The organism is Nocardioides sp. HB32, assembly GCF_054058995.1.
Genome location: NZ_JBSSBS010000001.1, coordinates 989,386 through 1,004,976 on the forward strand (window position 1 = coordinate 989,386; position 15,591 = coordinate 1,004,976).

The 15,591-nt window shown below is 70.2% G+C and carries 12 protein-coding genes; 9 read left to right on the plus strand and 3 right to left on the minus strand.

Annotated features, from left to right (window positions below; all coding sequences use genetic code 11):
* Positions 1–19: 19 nt before the first annotated feature.
* Together ACVW2K_RS05035 and ACVW2K_RS05040 are read left to right on the plus strand one after the other, a co-directional pair.
* Positions 20–1,390, plus strand: coding sequence for a cytochrome P450 (locus ACVW2K_RS05035; RefSeq protein WP_457201761.1), 1,371 nt, complete (start codon positions 20–22; stop codon positions 1,388–1,390).
* A 339-nt stretch (positions 1,391–1,729) separates the two neighbouring features.
* Complete coding sequence (locus tag ACVW2K_RS05040; RefSeq protein WP_457201762.1) at positions 1,730–2,974, plus strand: HNH endonuclease; 1,245 nt, start codon at positions 1,730–1,732, stop codon at positions 2,972–2,974.
* An 80-nt stretch (positions 2,975–3,054) separates the two neighbouring features.
* Here ACVW2K_RS05040 and ACVW2K_RS05045 read toward each other — a convergent pair whose 3' ends face one another.
* Complete coding sequence (locus tag ACVW2K_RS05045; RefSeq protein WP_457201763.1) at positions 3,055–3,492, minus strand: nuclear transport factor 2 family protein; 438 nt, start codon at positions 3,490–3,492, stop codon at positions 3,055–3,057.
* 329 nt (positions 3,493–3,821) lie between these two features.
* On the opposite strand from ACVW2K_RS05045, the gene ACVW2K_RS05050 reads away from it, so the two are divergent.
* Genes ACVW2K_RS05050 through ACVW2K_RS05070 form a run of 5 tightly spaced genes read left to right on the plus strand, consistent with a single transcriptional unit; the run spans position 3,822 to position 9,939 of the window.
* Positions 3,822–4,271, plus strand: a complete 450-nt coding sequence (locus ACVW2K_RS05050) for a hypothetical protein (RefSeq protein WP_028636693.1) — start codon at positions 3,822–3,824, stop codon at positions 4,269–4,271.
* A 23-nt stretch (positions 4,272–4,294) separates the two neighbouring features.
* Positions 4,295–4,945: a hypothetical protein gene (locus ACVW2K_RS05055; RefSeq protein WP_457201764.1), complete on the plus strand. Its 651-nt coding sequence runs from the start codon at positions 4,295–4,297 to the stop codon at positions 4,943–4,945.
* Between the two features lie 10 nt (positions 4,946–4,955).
* On the plus strand, positions 4,956–7,571 hold the full coding sequence (locus ACVW2K_RS05060) for a lanthionine synthetase LanC family protein (protein WP_457201765.1): 2,616 nt from the start codon (positions 4,956–4,958) through the stop codon (positions 7,569–7,571).
* Between the two features lie 44 nt (positions 7,572–7,615).
* Positions 7,616–9,490, plus strand: coding sequence for a hypothetical protein (locus tag ACVW2K_RS05065; RefSeq protein ID WP_457201766.1), 1,875 nt, complete (start codon positions 7,616–7,618; stop codon positions 9,488–9,490).
* The gene (locus ACVW2K_RS05070) at positions 9,487–9,939 is read left to right on the plus strand and encodes a hypothetical protein (RefSeq protein WP_457201767.1); all 453 of its coding nucleotides are present in this window, start codon (positions 9,487–9,489) and stop codon (positions 9,937–9,939) included. Before ACVW2K_RS05065 ends, ACVW2K_RS05070 begins: the two co-directional genes overlap by 4 nt.
* Positions 9,940–10,008: 69 nt before the next feature.
* Here the strand turns inward: ACVW2K_RS05070 and ACVW2K_RS05075 are convergent, their stop codons facing one another.
* A complete protein-coding gene (locus ACVW2K_RS05075) occupies positions 10,009–12,048 on the minus strand; it encodes a sialidase family protein (protein WP_457201768.1) in 2,040 nt (679 codons plus the stop codon).
* A gap of 274 nt (positions 12,049–12,322) precedes the next feature.
* Between ACVW2K_RS05075 and ACVW2K_RS05080 the strand changes: the two genes are divergently transcribed.
* The gene (locus ACVW2K_RS05080; RefSeq protein ID WP_457201769.1) at positions 12,323–13,729 is read left to right on the plus strand and encodes a M1 family metallopeptidase; all 1,407 of its coding nucleotides are present in this window, start codon (positions 12,323–12,325) and stop codon (positions 13,727–13,729) included.
* A 375-nt stretch (positions 13,730–14,104) separates the two neighbouring features.
* Positions 14,105–14,824, plus strand: a complete 720-nt coding sequence (locus ACVW2K_RS05085; protein WP_457201770.1) for a LamG domain-containing protein — start codon at positions 14,105–14,107, stop codon at positions 14,822–14,824.
* 25 nt (positions 14,825–14,849) lie between these two features.
* Here ACVW2K_RS05085 and ACVW2K_RS05090 read toward each other — a convergent pair whose 3' ends face one another.
* Positions 14,850–15,590 (minus strand): amino acid ABC transporter ATP-binding protein, encoded by a 741-nt coding sequence (locus ACVW2K_RS05090; RefSeq protein WP_197025260.1) that lies wholly within the window; start codon positions 15,588–15,590, stop codon positions 14,850–14,852.
* Between the last annotated feature and the right edge of the window lies 1 nt (position 15,591).

Sequence of the window (15,591 nt, forward strand, 5' to 3'; positions counted from 1 at the left end):
CGGGCGTAGCCTCCGGGAGGTGACCACCCTCGACGACGTCAGCAGGCTGACCAGCGAGCGGTTCCGCCGGATGAGCCCGGGCAACCAGGACAAGCTCCCGCCGGTGGACGGCACCGGCCTGCCGCCGGGACCGAGGTGGCCGGTGCTGATCCAGACCGTGGGGCTGCTGCGGTTCCGGCACCGGTTCCACCCGTACCTGCGCCGCAAGTACGGCGACGTCTTCAGCGTGCGGCTCGCCCCCGGCGGCCGGCCGCTGGTGTTCTTCACCCGGCCGGAGCACGCGAAGGAGATCTTCGCCGGCGACCCCGAGATCTTCCACGCGGGCAAGGCCAACGGCATCCTCGGCCCGATCATGGGCGAGCACTCGCTGCTGCTCCAGGACTCCGGCGAGCACAAGCGCGCCCGCAAGCTACTGATGCCGGCGTTCAACGGGCACGCGCTGCGGGAGTACCAGGCGCTGGTCACCGAGGTCGCGAGGGCCGAGGTCGCGACCTGGACGCCGGGCGAGGACTTCCGCTCGCTCGACCGGATGAACCGGCTCACCCTCGAGGTGATCCTCCGCGTGGTCTTCGGCGTCACCGACGAGCAGCGGCTGGCCGAGCTGCGCCCGCGGGTGAACAAGACCGTGAACATCAGCCCGGCCGTGCTGCTCGGCTGGGGCTACCCGTGGCTGCAGCGGTTCAGCATCTGGAAGGACACCATCGAGAACCAGCTCGAGCTCGACCGGCTGATGTACGCCGAGATCCGCGAGCGGCGTACCGCTCCCGACCTCGCGGACCGCACCGACGTGCTGTCCCGGCTGATCGTGCAGGGTGAGGACGGCGACGCCCTCAGCGACACCGAGCTCCGCGACCAGCTGGTCACGCTGCTGCTCGCCGGCCACGAGACCACGGCGAGCGCGCTGGCGTGGGCGCTCTACGAGGCCGGCCGCGACCCGGAGCTGCTGGCGCGCTGTCGCACGGCCGCAACAGGGGGCGACGACGAGTACCTCGAAGCGGTCTTCAAGGAGTCGATGCGCCTGCACCCGATCATCCCGATGGTGGTGCGCACGCTGATGGAGCCGGCCACGATCGGCGGCTGGGACCTGCCGCGCGGCGCCACGGTCGGGCCGTCGATCATCCTCGCCCACCAGCGCGACGAGAACCATCCTGACCCGTGGGCATTCAAGCCGGAACGCTTCCTCGGCCAGAACCCGCCGCCCAACACGTGGATCCCGTTCGGCGGCGGGGTGCGCCGCTGCATCGGTGCCGGCTTCGCGCAGATGGAGGGCGTGGCGGTGTTGCGCGAGGTGTTCGCGTCGTACGCCGTCGAGACCGTCGGCGACGACGAGCCCAAGGTCCGCAACATCACCAGCGTCCCGCGGCGCGGCGCGCGGATCCGGGTTCGCTGATCGGCTCGCGACCGGAGCCTCGTGATCAGAGATCGCCCGTCAGGTGGGGAGTTCGTCGCTGGTGTTGACCGGCACGTGCGGCACGCCGGGCGGGCTCTAGACGAAGTCGCCCGTCAGGTGGAGGTTGCGGCGCGTGCCTGGAGCACGGTTCACGGTGGAGCAGCGGCAGCGTCGCAAGGCCCCAGGCGATGCGGCACCAGCGAGAACACCAACGGCCTGCCTCCGCCGTACTGGCCCCAGGATGCCGACCTGCAGACCAGACGCAGGCCGCGTGCGGTGGCAACAATCATGTGAGTCCGGGGCTTGCCATCGGCATAGGAGAAGCGTATAATCGAACACATGTTCGAATCATTCCGGTACTGCATCGAGTCGCTCGACGCCGCCGGGATGACGGACGCCGAGCGGGTCGACGTGATCCGCGAGCTCGAGAAGTTGAAGTGCGCCGCCGAGGCCGCCCAGGCCGAGCTCGCCGCCGCCCTCGGTGAGGGACGCGGCGCGGCCGCACAGGTGGCGCTCGCCCGCCGCGAGTCACCGCACCGCGGCCAGCAGCACCTCGCGCTGGCGCGGGTGCTGCTCGAGCTGCCGCACACCCGCGCGGCGTTCCGTGCCGGGCGGATCGCCGAGTGGCGCGCGACGCTGATCGCGCGCGAGACCGCCTGCCTGTCGCTGCAGGACCGCCGGGCCGTGGACCGGGCGATCGCCGGCGACGCCGAGGCCGTGGAGTCGTACTCCGACCGGGTCGTGCTCGGCGAGCTGCGCAAGCTCGCCGCCCGGCTGGACCCGGCCTCGGTCGCCGAGCGCCGGCGCCGCGCCGAGTCCGAGCGGTGCGTGACCGTCCGCCCCGCTCCGGACACGATGGCGTACCTCACCGTGCTGCTGCCCGTCGCCCAGGCGGTCGCCTGCTACGCCGCCCTCACCCGCCAGGCCGACACCGCGGTGGCCTCCGGGGAGCCGCGCAGCCGTGGCCAGCTGATGGCCGACACGCTCGTCGCCCGGGTCACCGGTGCGCCGCTGGTCGATGGCCGCCCCGTCGTCCCGGTCACCCTCGGGCTGGTGATGACCGACGCGGCGCTGCTCGCCGGCGCCCCCGACACCGCCCACCTGCCCGGCCACGGCCCGATCCCCGCCGAGCTCGCCCGGTCCCTGGTCGCCGACCACCTCGACACCGGCTCCCGCCTCTGGCTGCGCCGCCTCTACGCGTCGCCGGACACCGGTGAGCTGGTCGCGATGGACTCCCACCAGCGCCTCTTCCGCGGCCGGCTCCGCGAGTTCCTCGAGCTGCGCGACCAGTTCTGCCGCACACCCTGGTGCAACGCCCCGATCCGCCACCGCGACCACGTGGTCCGCGCCGCCGACGCAGGCACCACGACCGCCGCGGCCGGCCAAGGACTCTGCGCGACCTGCAACTACGCCAAGGAAGCCCCCGGCTGGCGAGCCCGACCCTCGCCCGAGGCCCGGGGCCACGCCGTGGAGATCACCACCCCCACCGGCCACACCTACACCTCCCACGCCCCACCCCTGCTCGCTCTGCGCGCCGGCACCTACCGGCAGGTCGACGACGGAGTGTGGACGCTCGTCGCCTGATGCTGCCCTCGGCGTCAATGGTGCGAACAGACCCTTGCGTCAGGATGCTGCGACGGAGGACCGGCCGTGGGCCCCGACGCTCACTCGATCGGTTCGACCCAAGGAGATCGCCATTGCGGAGGCTCGGAACGCTGGCCGTAATAGCGCGTGTCTCGAACGATCAACCCGTCGTCGTTCAGCTCGAGGATGAGCACGACGTTCCACACGTCACCGTCGTAGTCGTTGACGCCCTCGACGACCCAGGTCCGGCCGGATCCATGGACTCGTCGCAGCTGGACCTCGGGCGGGGTCGGGAATGACTCCTGCATCGCGCGCATGGCGTCGCGCCCACGGATGCGCTCATTCGACTGCGGCATCTCCATCACGTACTCGGGGTGGCGAAGCAGGTACTCCTTCTCCGCCGACAGCGCGCCCCCGTCGCTGAGGCCGAGCATCTGCTCGATGCCTCGGCGCATCGCTACGTCGTCGTTGTCGGCGATCGCCTTGCGGAACAGTGTCGTGACCTCGATGTCGTCCACGTTCGTCTCCGTCGATCGATCCTCGGCACCGCGACCGTCTTGTGCGCCCGTACCAGTGGACCTGCGCCGGCGAGTTCACACAAGAGCCCGGGTGTGCCCGAGCGGACCAAGGCTTCGTACGCCTTCGCAATCGAGCTCACCACCTGTCAAGAGCACCTCTGCGCTATGGACTACCGCCGACGCCACGCGTAGCAAGGAAGGGAACACCGGCCCGAGGCCGGTCCGACGGACACGGCCGTGCGAAACGGCCCCGACCATGCATTCGGGTCTCCGATGTGGTGATTGTCGAAGAGAGAATGCGCATCCGATGTCGGCAACGGAGGGGCATCATGCCGAACTATTCCCGTGACAGGAATGCTGAGCCGGACGAGCTCGAAGCAACCCACAGGATCCTGGGCACCGTCCAGAAGCAGATCGCGAGCTACAGGTCGTCGCTGCAGAAGGTGAAGAACCTCAAGCAGGAGTGCGACGACGACGAAGAGCTGAACAAGCGCGTCAGGTCCAGCCCCGAAGAATTCGCCTCGGTGCTGTTCGAGCGTGGTGTCGCTGCTCCGATGGCGATCGCCATGGCCGCGGAGGACTTCCAAGCACCGAACTTCGGCGGCAGTCTGGGCCTGTGGACCTGGGACTGCTGCTGCTCCAGTTGCTGCGTGACCAGCTGCATCGGAACCAACATCACCAACCTGGCAGACGAGCGACGCAACCCCGTGCCGTTCGAGGTCCTGATCGGACGCGAGGTTGCAGCGCCGACGAAGGCAGCCGGTCGACAAGGAAAGTGACGCGCGGCCATCGGGGGCACCTCATGTCTCGCAGATTCGACGAGTCGCAGGTCGGTGCGACGATGGATGTCGCCACCCTCCGGGAGGCGGAGCTACGCGCCGGCCGGCAGTTCATCGCGGACCAGTTCACGACGATGTCCTCCCGACACGATCCTGAGGACATCATCACGTTGCAGGTGCTCCTCGACTACGGCCAGGAAGCCGCGCAGCACGCAAAGGCCGGCGATCTCCTCGAAGCTCGGCGACTTCTATCAGCCGTCGATGCGATCGAGCTGCCAGATGATGATGAGCTCAGCGCGGCGCGCGAGCTCTCGACGCTTCCGGTCCACGCGCTCGTGCACTGGAAGGAGGGCAACAGCGAGGCTGCGATCGCCGACCTGACCCGAGCGCTCGATGCGGGACGGGTGCTCGCGGAAGAGTTCGGCCATGGCTATCTCACGGTCAAGCTGATCCATCTCGCATCGAACGTCGCCAGGGTCGACCAGTCGCAGGGGCGCTCTCGTGAGGCCCTCGCCGAGGTCAGCGACCTGCGCGCTGTCATCGACGGGGATGCCGCGAAATGGCGGTACGGCGCGGCCAGCATGCTCCGCGTCCCGCTGAAAGGGGTCGAGCACGGCATCATCGACATGCAGCTCGAGCGCACCACCACTCTTGCGGCGCAGACGCAGGCATGAACGGGCTGACGTGTCAGCGGCAGGGGACGACCCGATACAACAGACCATCGCCTCCGCGCGCGCGGCGGGCCTGTTCGCGGGCTGGGACACCAGCCAACTCGAGAGCTCGGCGACGTTCTGGACCGAATACCGGCCGAGGGGACAGAGCCTTCCCGAGATCGGACTGAAGCTCCACGTCTCGGCGAGCGTCGGCAGCGCGGGCGACGTGCTCGAACGCTGCCTGCCCTTGCTCGTCAGGCGAAGGGTCCCCTTCAAGCACGCCTCCACGCTGCACGAGCTCGCCTTTCTCTCCAGCGGCCGAGGCGGCATCACCCAGGTCGGCAAGTTCTTGACCGCCTACCCTCCGCACGACACCGCCGCCGCCGAGCTCGCCGCCGAGCTGCACCTGGCCACCGATGGTCTCGCCGGTCCGCAGATCCGCTCGGAGCAGCGCTACGCGGACTCGAGCCTCGTACACGTTCGTTACGGAGGCTTCACGAGTCGACGCCTCCAGCTGCTCACTGGGCGGATCGTCCCTGCACGGGTGACCGCCACGGGAGTCTTGGAAGTCGACGACAGGGCCGAGCCCAGCCCCCCGCCGGGGCATGTCGCGCTTCCCGATGGCGCACGCGATGCGGGCGAGCCTGCTGGCCACCTGCTGGAGAACCGGTACGTACGGGTTCAACGGCTGCACGCGTCGCCGAAGGGTGCGACGTCCATTGCGCTCGACATCGAAGAGCGCGGCGACTTCCTCGTCGTCGTCAAGGAGGCCTACGCACACGTGATGGAGGCGAGCGACGGACTCGACGCCCGGGCGCGCCTTCGACAGGAAGCGCGATGCCTGGAGCGACTCGCCGACACCGGAGCCGTGCCTCGGCTCCGTGATTACTGGGAGACCCCGGATGCCGCCTACCTCGTCTACGAGTTCATCGACGGCGAGCCGCTCGGAAGCGTCCTCAACGGACTCGCAGCGGCAGGCACGCGCCCGACGACGCTCCTCATCGCGCACTGGGCGGAACAGGTGTGCAGCGTGGTGTCGACGATTCATCGAGAGGGCTTCGTCATCGGAGACCTCAAACCCGCGAACCTGATCATGACCCAGACCGGCTTCAACCTCATCGATCTCGAGCTGGGCGGCCAGCTCGACGAAGCGCTCGTGGGCGGGATGGGGACCCGCGGCTACGTGTCGCCGCATCAGGCCGACAGCGCGGTCTCACGAACTCAGCAGGACGACATCTTCGCGCTTGGCGCGACCCTGCTCGCCGTAGCGACGACCGTCGACTGCGCCATGCTCCCAGCCCCCGCAGCCGTCGCTGCACTCGAGCGATCCCGTGATCCGTCGAGCCCGATCTTCCCGCTCATCGAGCGATGCCTGGCCGATGACCCGGCCGACCGGCCCCGTGATGCGTCAGCCGTCGCCGAGATCCTCGCTGCCTCCCTCGATGAGTGGTCCGCGAGCCCCGGGCCGTCACCAAGGCGCGAACCGACAGACTTCCTCCAGGCGGCTACCGAAGTCGGTGAGCTCCTCACCGCGTCGGCGGTGCACGACAGCCACGGCACGTCGTGGGTGTCGCCACATCCGATCGTCGGAGGCATCGCCGGACGGGATCTCTACGCGGGCTCGTCCGGCACGGCGCTCTTCCTTCTCCAGCTGCATCGCGCGACCGGGGAAGACGACTACCTGCGTGCGGTCGTGTCGTGCGCGAACTGGCTGGACAGGACGGAGCCGGCCGTTCCGCGCGAGGGAGACATGCCGGGCCTGTACTTCGGCGTCTGCGGGCCGGGTCTGCTCTTTCTGCGCCTCCACCAGGCGACCGGCGACGAGAGGTGGCTCGCCCGCGCCGAGACGGTGAGCGATGAAGCCGCATCGATGCGCGCACACTCGCCGGATCTCCTCACGGGAACGGCGGGCACCGGTCTCTACAACCTGGCCTTGTGGAAGGCGACGCGCAACGACACGTTCCTGGCACGTGCCCTCGACCATGCAGATCAGTTGATGGATGCAGTCGCCGCAGCCGATGCCGCTTGGGTTGTTCCCGCCGGCCACGAATCGCTCAGTGGCAACGCGTATCTCGGTTTCGCTCACGGGTCGGCGGGCATCGGGTTCTTCCTTGCGGAGTGTGCGGTGGCGACCGACTCGGACGCCGTGCGCGCGACCGTGCGACGGGTGGCCGATCGGACCCTGGCGGAGGGGGTCAGCTGCCTCATCGACGAGAGCGGGCTCACGTGGGGTACGCGGGCCAATGAGGCTCCCTCGAACTTCAGCGGGTGGTGCCACGGTGCGCCTGGCATCGCACGCTTCCTTGCCAGAGCCTATGAAGCAGCCGGCGCGGATGAGTACCTCGACGGCGCCCTGGCCGCCGCGCGAGCCACGGCCGCGCGCACCTGGCACGGCACGACGCAGTGTCACGGACTCGCCGGCAACGCCGACATCCTCATCGACCTCTGGCAGCTGACCGGGGACGACACCATCCTGCAGAACGCACGTCGTCTCGGTGAGAGCCTCATGCTGTTTCGAACCCCTGGCGGCTGGCCATCCGAGGAACTGTCGACAGTCTGCCCGGACCTGATGGTCGGTCAGGCCGGTGTCGGCGCCGCCTTCCTCAGGCTTGGACACCCGGAACTGCCACACGTGGCCGCTTGCTGAACCGGCCGCCGGTAACCGCGCCGGGCCGGTGTCGTTGTCCCAGCATGCCTGCTCTCCAACGCCGCCTCCTCATCGGAGCCGCGGCCGTCGCCGCCGCCTGCGCATGCCTGGTCGCGAACGCCTCGTCCGCACCGGCCTCGGGCCCTTCCGAGGTCAGCGTGCCGTCAGCGCCGGGGCACGCCAGCACCTCGTGGCAGGGCAACGCGCCGTTCAACAACGGCAACTCGGGCCTGGTGTGGGGCCAGCTCGGCGTCGACGACCCCACCGGCGCCTGCGACCCGGCGAACCCGAGCCTCAACAGCCAGCACCAGGTGCGCGTGTCGTTCCCGAAGGACCTGCCTCGGCGCTACGAGACCCTCGTCAGGTTCTCGGTGAGGTGGACCGACGACGCCGGTGCCAACACCACCAACGACCTCGCGATGTATCTCTACGGCCCCGACGGCAAGCTCGTGGCCGCCTCCGACGGCTCGCAGAACCTCGAGGGCATCAACGTCACCTCGCGCGTGCCCGGCACCTACAACGTGCTGGTGTGCGCGTTCCAGAACCCGCCCACGGGCACCGCCTACACCGGCACGGCCACGGCGTACACGATCAAGCCGCGCAAGGTGGCGGCCTCGAAGGCCAAGGCGCCGACCTATCACCAGTTCAGCGCTCCCGCGGGTGTCGCCGACAACGCGGGCGAGCCGAGCATCGGCAGCAACTGGAAGTCGGGCAACACCCTCTTCACCTCCAACACCGACGAGTACGTCGTCCACTTCGACGACCGGGCGCGCACCTCGACGTGGAAGAACGTCAACACCGACCCGACCGACCCCTCGAACAAGATCTCGCTCGACCCGATCGGCTGGACCGACCACACCACCGGTCGCACGATCGTCAGCCAGCTGTACCTCGCCTGCTCCGCGACGGCGTACTCCGACGACGACTTCACGACGCCGGGCAGACCCTCGCAGGGCTGCGGCACGGGCATCAACGGCTTCGACCACCAGACCATCGGCGGCGGCCCCTACCCGAAGGGCATGTCGGGCAGCTACCCGCACGCCGTCTACTACTGCAGCCAGGGCGGAGCGCTGGTGCTCGGCAAGGCCTACTGCTCGCGCAGCGACGACGGCGGTGTCACCTTCGGCGCGCCGGTGGCGCTGTGGAGCACCGAGTGCTCGGGCATCCACGGTCACGTGCAGGTCGGCCCCGACGGCACCGCCTACGTGCCGAACGCCGTCTGCGGCAACCACCAGGGCGTCGCGGTGTCCCGTGACGGCGGGCAGACCTGGACGGTCCGCACCATCCCGGGCAGCATCGCCGGCCAGTCCGACCCGTACGTCGGCATCGGCAAGGACAACACGCTCTACGTCTCCTACGCCGACGGCACCGGGGAGGCTCGCGTGGCCATCTCCCGCGACCACGGCAGGACCTGGACCCGCAACCTGAACATCGGCAGCCTCGCCGGCATCCGCAACACCGAGTTCGCGATGGTGGTGGCCGGCGACGGCGACCGTGCCTCGGTGGCCTTCCTCGGCACCCGGACGCCCGGATCGACCCAGGCGGCGTCCTTCGGCAAGTCCGCCGACGGCAAGACCTTCACCGGTGCTGCGTGGCATCTCTACATAGCCACGACCTACGACCGTGGCGCCACGTGGAAGATGGTCGACGCGACCCCCGGCGACCCCGTGCAGCGCGGGTGCATCTGGAACGCCGGCGGCAGCAACCCCTGCCGCAACCTGCTCGACTTCGACGCCATCACGATCGACCGGACCGGCCACGTGATGGTCGGCCTCGCCGACGGTTGCGTGGGTCCTGCGCTCGACAAGGCCAGCGACTGCGTCGCCAGCGACACGGTGTCGGCCAACGGCCTGGTCAACCACGGCGCGATCGTCCGGCAGCTGAGCGGCAAGACCCTGTTCGCGAAGTACGACAGATGAGGGCGGCCATCCGGTCCCGTGCCGTCGGGCTCGCCCTGGCGACGCTGGGCCTGGCGCTCACGTCGGCGTGCGGGGGTGACAGCGACGAGGCGACCGACTCACCGGCCCCGTCGTGCATGAGCAGTCTTTCCCCGGCCTCGCTCCCCAGCGACGGCACCTTCCCGACGGCCTGGCCCTTCCCGCCGGGCACCGTGGTCACCGGCACCGAGCCGGTGCCCGGCGGCGGCCTGGCCGTCACCGCCCAGGTCGGGTCGAGCTTCGAGGGAGTGCTGCCGTTCATGCAGCACGACCTCGAGGAAGCCGGCTTCGTCGCCACCCAGGGCGAGGCCGAGCACGACGACGCCGAGGCGACCTGGTCCGGCAACGGCTACTCGGGCACCTGGGCGATCAAGAGCTCGGAGACGTGCGAGGGCACGACGCTGCTGCAGGTGGCCGCGGCCAAGCAGTGAGCTCGCTGGTCCGACGCTCCCCGTGCGGGGCCGGGCCGGGTCCGGTGCCCGGTCCGACCCTCGCCGAGGTCAGGTGCGTGGAGGATGGTGCCAGTGGCGTCCCGTGGGGATGGCCACCGAGTCGGTGAACATCTCCTGGTCGTTGGCCCGAAGCCCGTTCGTCTCCGTCGCCGTGCACAACCGCGGCGGGTCGCCCGGTCCGGTGGCGCTGTCCGGGCAGAGGAACACGTCCACGGGGCGGGTGTCGCTCCACACGGGGTGGGCCCGCTCGTCGGTCACGGTGAGCCCGGTGTAGTCACCGTAGAACTGGCCGCCGTTCGGTCCCGGGAACTGGGTCGGGGGTGGCATGGAGCTCGTCGTCACGCGCGTGGTCCCGAACCCGGCGAGGTCACGGCTCCCCGAGAGGCTGAGGTCCGAGTAGCCGGTGCGCTCGTCCGAGCCGTACTGCCGGTCGTAGTAGTCGACGGCCAGGGTCCCGTGGGAGCTGAACGCCGCCCACTGCCAGAACTGGTCGGTCGTGGACTGCCGGCGCTCCTGGGTCACGGAGGTCATCGCCCGCGGGTCTGTCGTGGTGCCGGTGAACGACGCGCCGCGGTCGCGGGAGACGCTGACCAGGATGTCGTTGTTGCACCCGCCGGTCTTGACCCCGGTGTAGAGGTCCTGGCCGGTGTCAGGGGAGACGCCCGCCGGCGTGCACCCGTGGGACTCGTTCGAGTTGCGGTTGATGTAGGAGCCGACGGTCACGACGACCTTGTTCGGGTTGGTCGGGTCGACCGCGCCCGAGGGGTAGTTCGTGGCCCGGAAGACCGACTTCGTGGACGACCCCTTCTCGGGCACGCAGGCGCGCCCGGGATCCGCGCCGTCACCCTGGTAGGTGTCGCAGTCCGGCAGGTCGTAGTAGTCGCTGACCTTGACGGGCGCGCTGAACGTGGCACCGCCGTCGGTCGACCTGGCCAGCAGCACCTGGTTGCGGTTGTCGGGGGCCGTGACCGCATTGTTGAAGTTCGACCACGTGACGTACAGGGTGCCGTCCCGCCCGACGAAGGGGTCGGAGAACTGGTTCTCGTTGCAGCGGCCCTGGGGGGTCGCCACGCCGAACGTCGTGGGGCACAGGTCGCTGTCGGCGCTGACCAGGACGCGCGGGCTGAACGTCTCGCCGTAGTCGCTGGAGTACGCCTCGTAGATGTACGCGGTCCCGTCCGCGGCGAACTCGGTCCAGGTGACGTAGACGCGGTCGCGGTACGGGCTGGTCCGCGAGGCATCGACCGCGATCAGCTGCTTGTCCTCCAGGACTCCCGCGGTGCCCGGCTGGTCGAAGGTCGCGGCGACGTAGCGGCCCGGGAAGTTCCACGATGCGCCGTTGTTCCCCGTCGAGCGGAAGACGACGAACGAGCTCGACTGGTCCGGGTCGCTCGACGCGACCAGGCCGCGGTTGAACAGCTGGCAGGACAGGTACGCGTTGCCGCGCGTGTCCCAGGCGACGGAGGTGTCCCCGCCCGCCTGCCAGTACTGACGGGCGTTGGCCCCGCCGCCCCGGGTGAAGACGTCCGGGACCGTGGAGTTGTTCCACGACCGCCCGCCGTCCAGGGAGTACGCCGAGCCGCAGGTGCCGTCACCGCGGACGTAGTCGTTGTCGGAGGCGATGATGTGGCGGCGGTCGAAGGGGTCCTGCGCGATGAAGCTCTCGTTGTTGGCCTGACCGCGTCCCTGGAGGTCCGGGTCCGAGATGTTCAGGCAGTTCTGGTTGACCTTCACGTTGCTGCCGAAGCGCTGGCTGCACGCTCCGGTGCCGGCGGGCGCCACGTTGGCCGGCAGGCCGCCCTGTCCGACGCTCGGGCCGATGCTGTCCGGCGGTGTGTTCGCCGCGCCGTCGGCGCCGTGGTCCTGGTCCCCGTCGCCGCCGCCGGGGACGGAGTTCGTGGAGGCTCCCGGCCCGCTCAGCGCGGCGTGCAGCTCGCCGGAGACCAGCCGGCTCTGGATCTTGTTGAGGTGGTGGAGGTTGAACGGTGCCGCCCCGGCCGACGGCGTGCCGGCCGTCGATCCGAGACCGATGGCGAGGACCCCCGCCGACAGCGTGGCAACCAGGACACGACGACGCTTGCTCCACATGGGTGACCATCCCCGATCGAGAAGACTCACGGGGCTGTCCCCGACGGGCGTGCAACGTGGCTTCGAACCGGGCCGCGCTGCCGTGGCTGACCGAGATTCCCCAGGCATGAACGCGATGATGAAGGTGTGGCACGGCCGACAGGTCGGTCGTCGCGTTGATCATCACACCGCCCGGATCGTCGCGACACGTCACAATTGGTGAAGATCCGGCGGCTGTCGGCCTCGCTGCGACGACGCCGTTGTGCGTGCGCGGTGCCGCCCCTAGGGTCGCTGGATGGCGGCGATCTCGTCCCTGAAGGGCATGGTGTGCGCCGCGGTGACGACGGCCGTGGTGGTCGGCGGCGCGGCCGGTCCTCTCGCAGCGGCGCCCGGGCCCGGTCCGGCTCCGGGTTCGACCGGGTCGGGCGACTCGCTGTTCCCGCAGGCCGGCAACGGCGGCTACGACGCCCAGCGCTACCGGATCGTGCTGGACTACCGGCGGGACGGCTCGATCTCCGCATCGACCCGGCTGACCGCTCGGGCGCGTCACCCCCTGTCGTCGTTCTCCCTGGACCTCGAGGGGCTCCGGGTCGAGCAGGTGCGCGTCGATGGTCGCGAGGCGACGTTCCGTCGCCACGGGCACGAGCTCGTCATCACGCCGGTGCGGCCCGTGCGCGGCGCCTTCGCCGCCAGGGTCGCCTATCACGGCACCCCGCACAGCCACACCGATCCCGACGGGTCGTCGGAAGGGTGGATCGCCACCGCCGACGGGGCGACCACGGTGAACGAACCGGTGGGTGCGATGACCTGGTTCCTCGACAACGACACCCCGCGCGACAAGGCGCGCTACACCTTCGAGGTCACCGCCCCGAGCCGCCGGGCGGTCGTCGCGAACGGCATCCTGGTGGACCGGTCGCGCCACGGAGCGCGAACGACGTGGACGTGGCGCCAAGGGGAGCCGATGGCGAGCTACCTCGCGATGATCTCGATCGGCGACTACCGGGTGTTCCGGTCGACCATGCGCACCGTCGGCGGCCGCCGGTTGCCGGTCTGGTCGTTCGTCGAGCGAAGCCTCGGGCCGCAGCGCGGGGCGCGCCACCTCGTGCCCCGGATCGTGCGCTGGGAGGAGCGCCGCTTCGGCGCCTATCCCTTCGACAGCACCGGCATGGTCGCGCACGAGCTGTCGGTCGGCTACGCGCTGGAGACCCAGGACCGGCCGGTCTACCCGGGCGGCCCGGGCGTCGGCGTGCTGGTCCACGAGCTCGCCCACCAGTGGTACGGCGACTCGGTGACGCCCCGCGACTGGGGCGACATCTGGCTCAACGAGGGGTTCGCCACCTACGCCGAGTGGCTCTGGACGGCCGCCCACGGCGGAGACTCGACACGCGCGACGTTCCGCGCGCTGTACCGGCAGAACGGACCGAAGTCAGATCTCTGGAAGCCGGCACCGGCCGCGCTCTCGGATCCGGCCGACCTGTTCGGTCCCGCCTACCTGCGAGGCGCGATGACGCTGCAGGTCCTGCGGCAGCGCGTCGGGACCGACCACTTCTTCGACATTCTCCGGAGCTGGGCGAGACTGCACCGGCACGGCGGGGCGTCCACACATGGCTTCATCGGGCTCAGCGAACGCATCTCGGGTGATCGACTGCACCGGATGTTCCGCCGCTGGCTGTACACCCCCGCCCGCCCGCGCGGGTACTAGCCGGGCTCGGAACTTCCCCAGTTCGGGCGAGGGCGGGTGAGTGGGCTGGCGCCTACTCTTGAACCAGCGCTCGTGATCTCGGGCTCGTGATGCCCATTGGCCTGATCCGAGATCGTCCCTATCCGGGCGGGCGTTCCCGAGGGGACTCCGTGGGCAGTGCACGGGGTCACCCCGGGCCGGCCACCACTGCTGACCGGGCCCCGCCGTCCAGCGTTGACGTCTCAGGCGCCGGCGCTGGACGGTCCGCGCGCTGCCCGCAGCCGGCGACGGTGCGCCCCTGACCGGTCTCATCAATCGTGGTGATCCTGTCCTCCGCTCCTTCTGCCGACGGCCGTGGGGGGTGTAGGACCGCACTACCGGCGACAGGAGCGACTCATGTCCAAGGCTCGTGCCACAGCGGTGGCGATCGCGGCTGCAGCCGCGCTGTCCGTGGTGCCTGCGGCCTTCGCGGCGACGCCGGGCAACTCCTGGAGCATGGACCTCAGCAACGGCGTCGTCCGCGATGCCGACGGGACCCAGCCGGTGACCTTCACCGGACAGGGCATCGGGTCGGTGCCCGGCAAGGTCGGCGGCGCCGTGGAGTTCACCAGGGCACCCTCCCTGGGGACGGCGGCCAACAGCCGGTACGACAACCCCGGCACGCAGGACTTCGCGATGGGGATCGTCTTCACGTCGCAACCGATCCCCAACACCAGCAGCTACAGCGGCAACCTGATGCAGAAGGGGCTCTTCGGCGACCCGGGGCAGGTCAAGCTCCAGCTGGTCTCGCCCGCCCAGGGCACCGTCGACTGCCGGGTCAAGGGCACCACGGGGGCCCGGCTCATCACCTCCACGGTCAACGTCGACGACGGTGCGTGGCACACGGCGGTCTGCTGGCGGGACGACGGTGCGGTGGGAGTGACCGTCGACGGGGTGGTCACCTCGCTGGTGTGGAACCCGGGTGCCGTCAGCAACAGCCGGAACCTCACGCTGGGCAACAAGACCGCCGGCGCCGGGGCGTCGGACCAGCACTTCGGGCGCACCGACTTCGCCAGCTGGGTCGTCGACCCCGACGCCCGATCGATCGTCGAGCAGCAGGTCGCCTCCTCCGGCTGAGCGGGCCACGGAGGAGGCCGGAGGCTCAGCCGGCGTCCAGCATCCGGGCCAGGAACCGTCGGGTCCGCTCCTCCTGCGGGTCGGTGAGCACCTCGGCGCCACCACGCTCTGCCACGACGCCCTCGTCGAGGAACAGCACCTGGTCGGCGACGTCCTGGGCGAAGTGGACCTCGTGGGTGACGATGACGAGTGTCCAGTTCTCCGCCGCGAGGTCGCGGATGACGGCGAGGACCTCGCCGACCAGCTCGGGGTCGAGGGCGGAGGTGGGCTCGTCGAGGAGCAGGACCTCGGGCTTCAGGGCCAGGGCGCGGGCGATGCCGACGCGCTGCTGCTGTCCTCCGGAGAGCTGCGAGGGGTAGGCGTCCTCGCGCCCCGAGAGCCCGACCTGCTCCAGCAGCGCCCGGGCGTCGGCGGCCGCCTCGTCGGGCGAGCGCTTCTGCACCTGCACCGGCCCCTCGATGAGGTTGCCGAGGACGGTCTTGTGGGGGAACAGGTTGTGCGCCTGGAAGACCATGCCGCTGCGGGCGCGCAGCGACTTGATCGCGCGGCGGTCCGGCGGACGGGAGAAGTCGATCGAGGAGTCGCCGATCCGGACGACACCGGCGTCGGGGGTCGCCAGCACGTTCATCGACCGCAGGATCGTGGTCTTGCCCGAGCCGGAGGGGCCGAGCAGCACGGTGACGGAGCCGGCGGGGGCAGCGAAGTCGACCCCGCGCAGCACGTGGTGAGGGCCGAAGGACTTCTCCAGCCCGTGCACCTCGATCAGG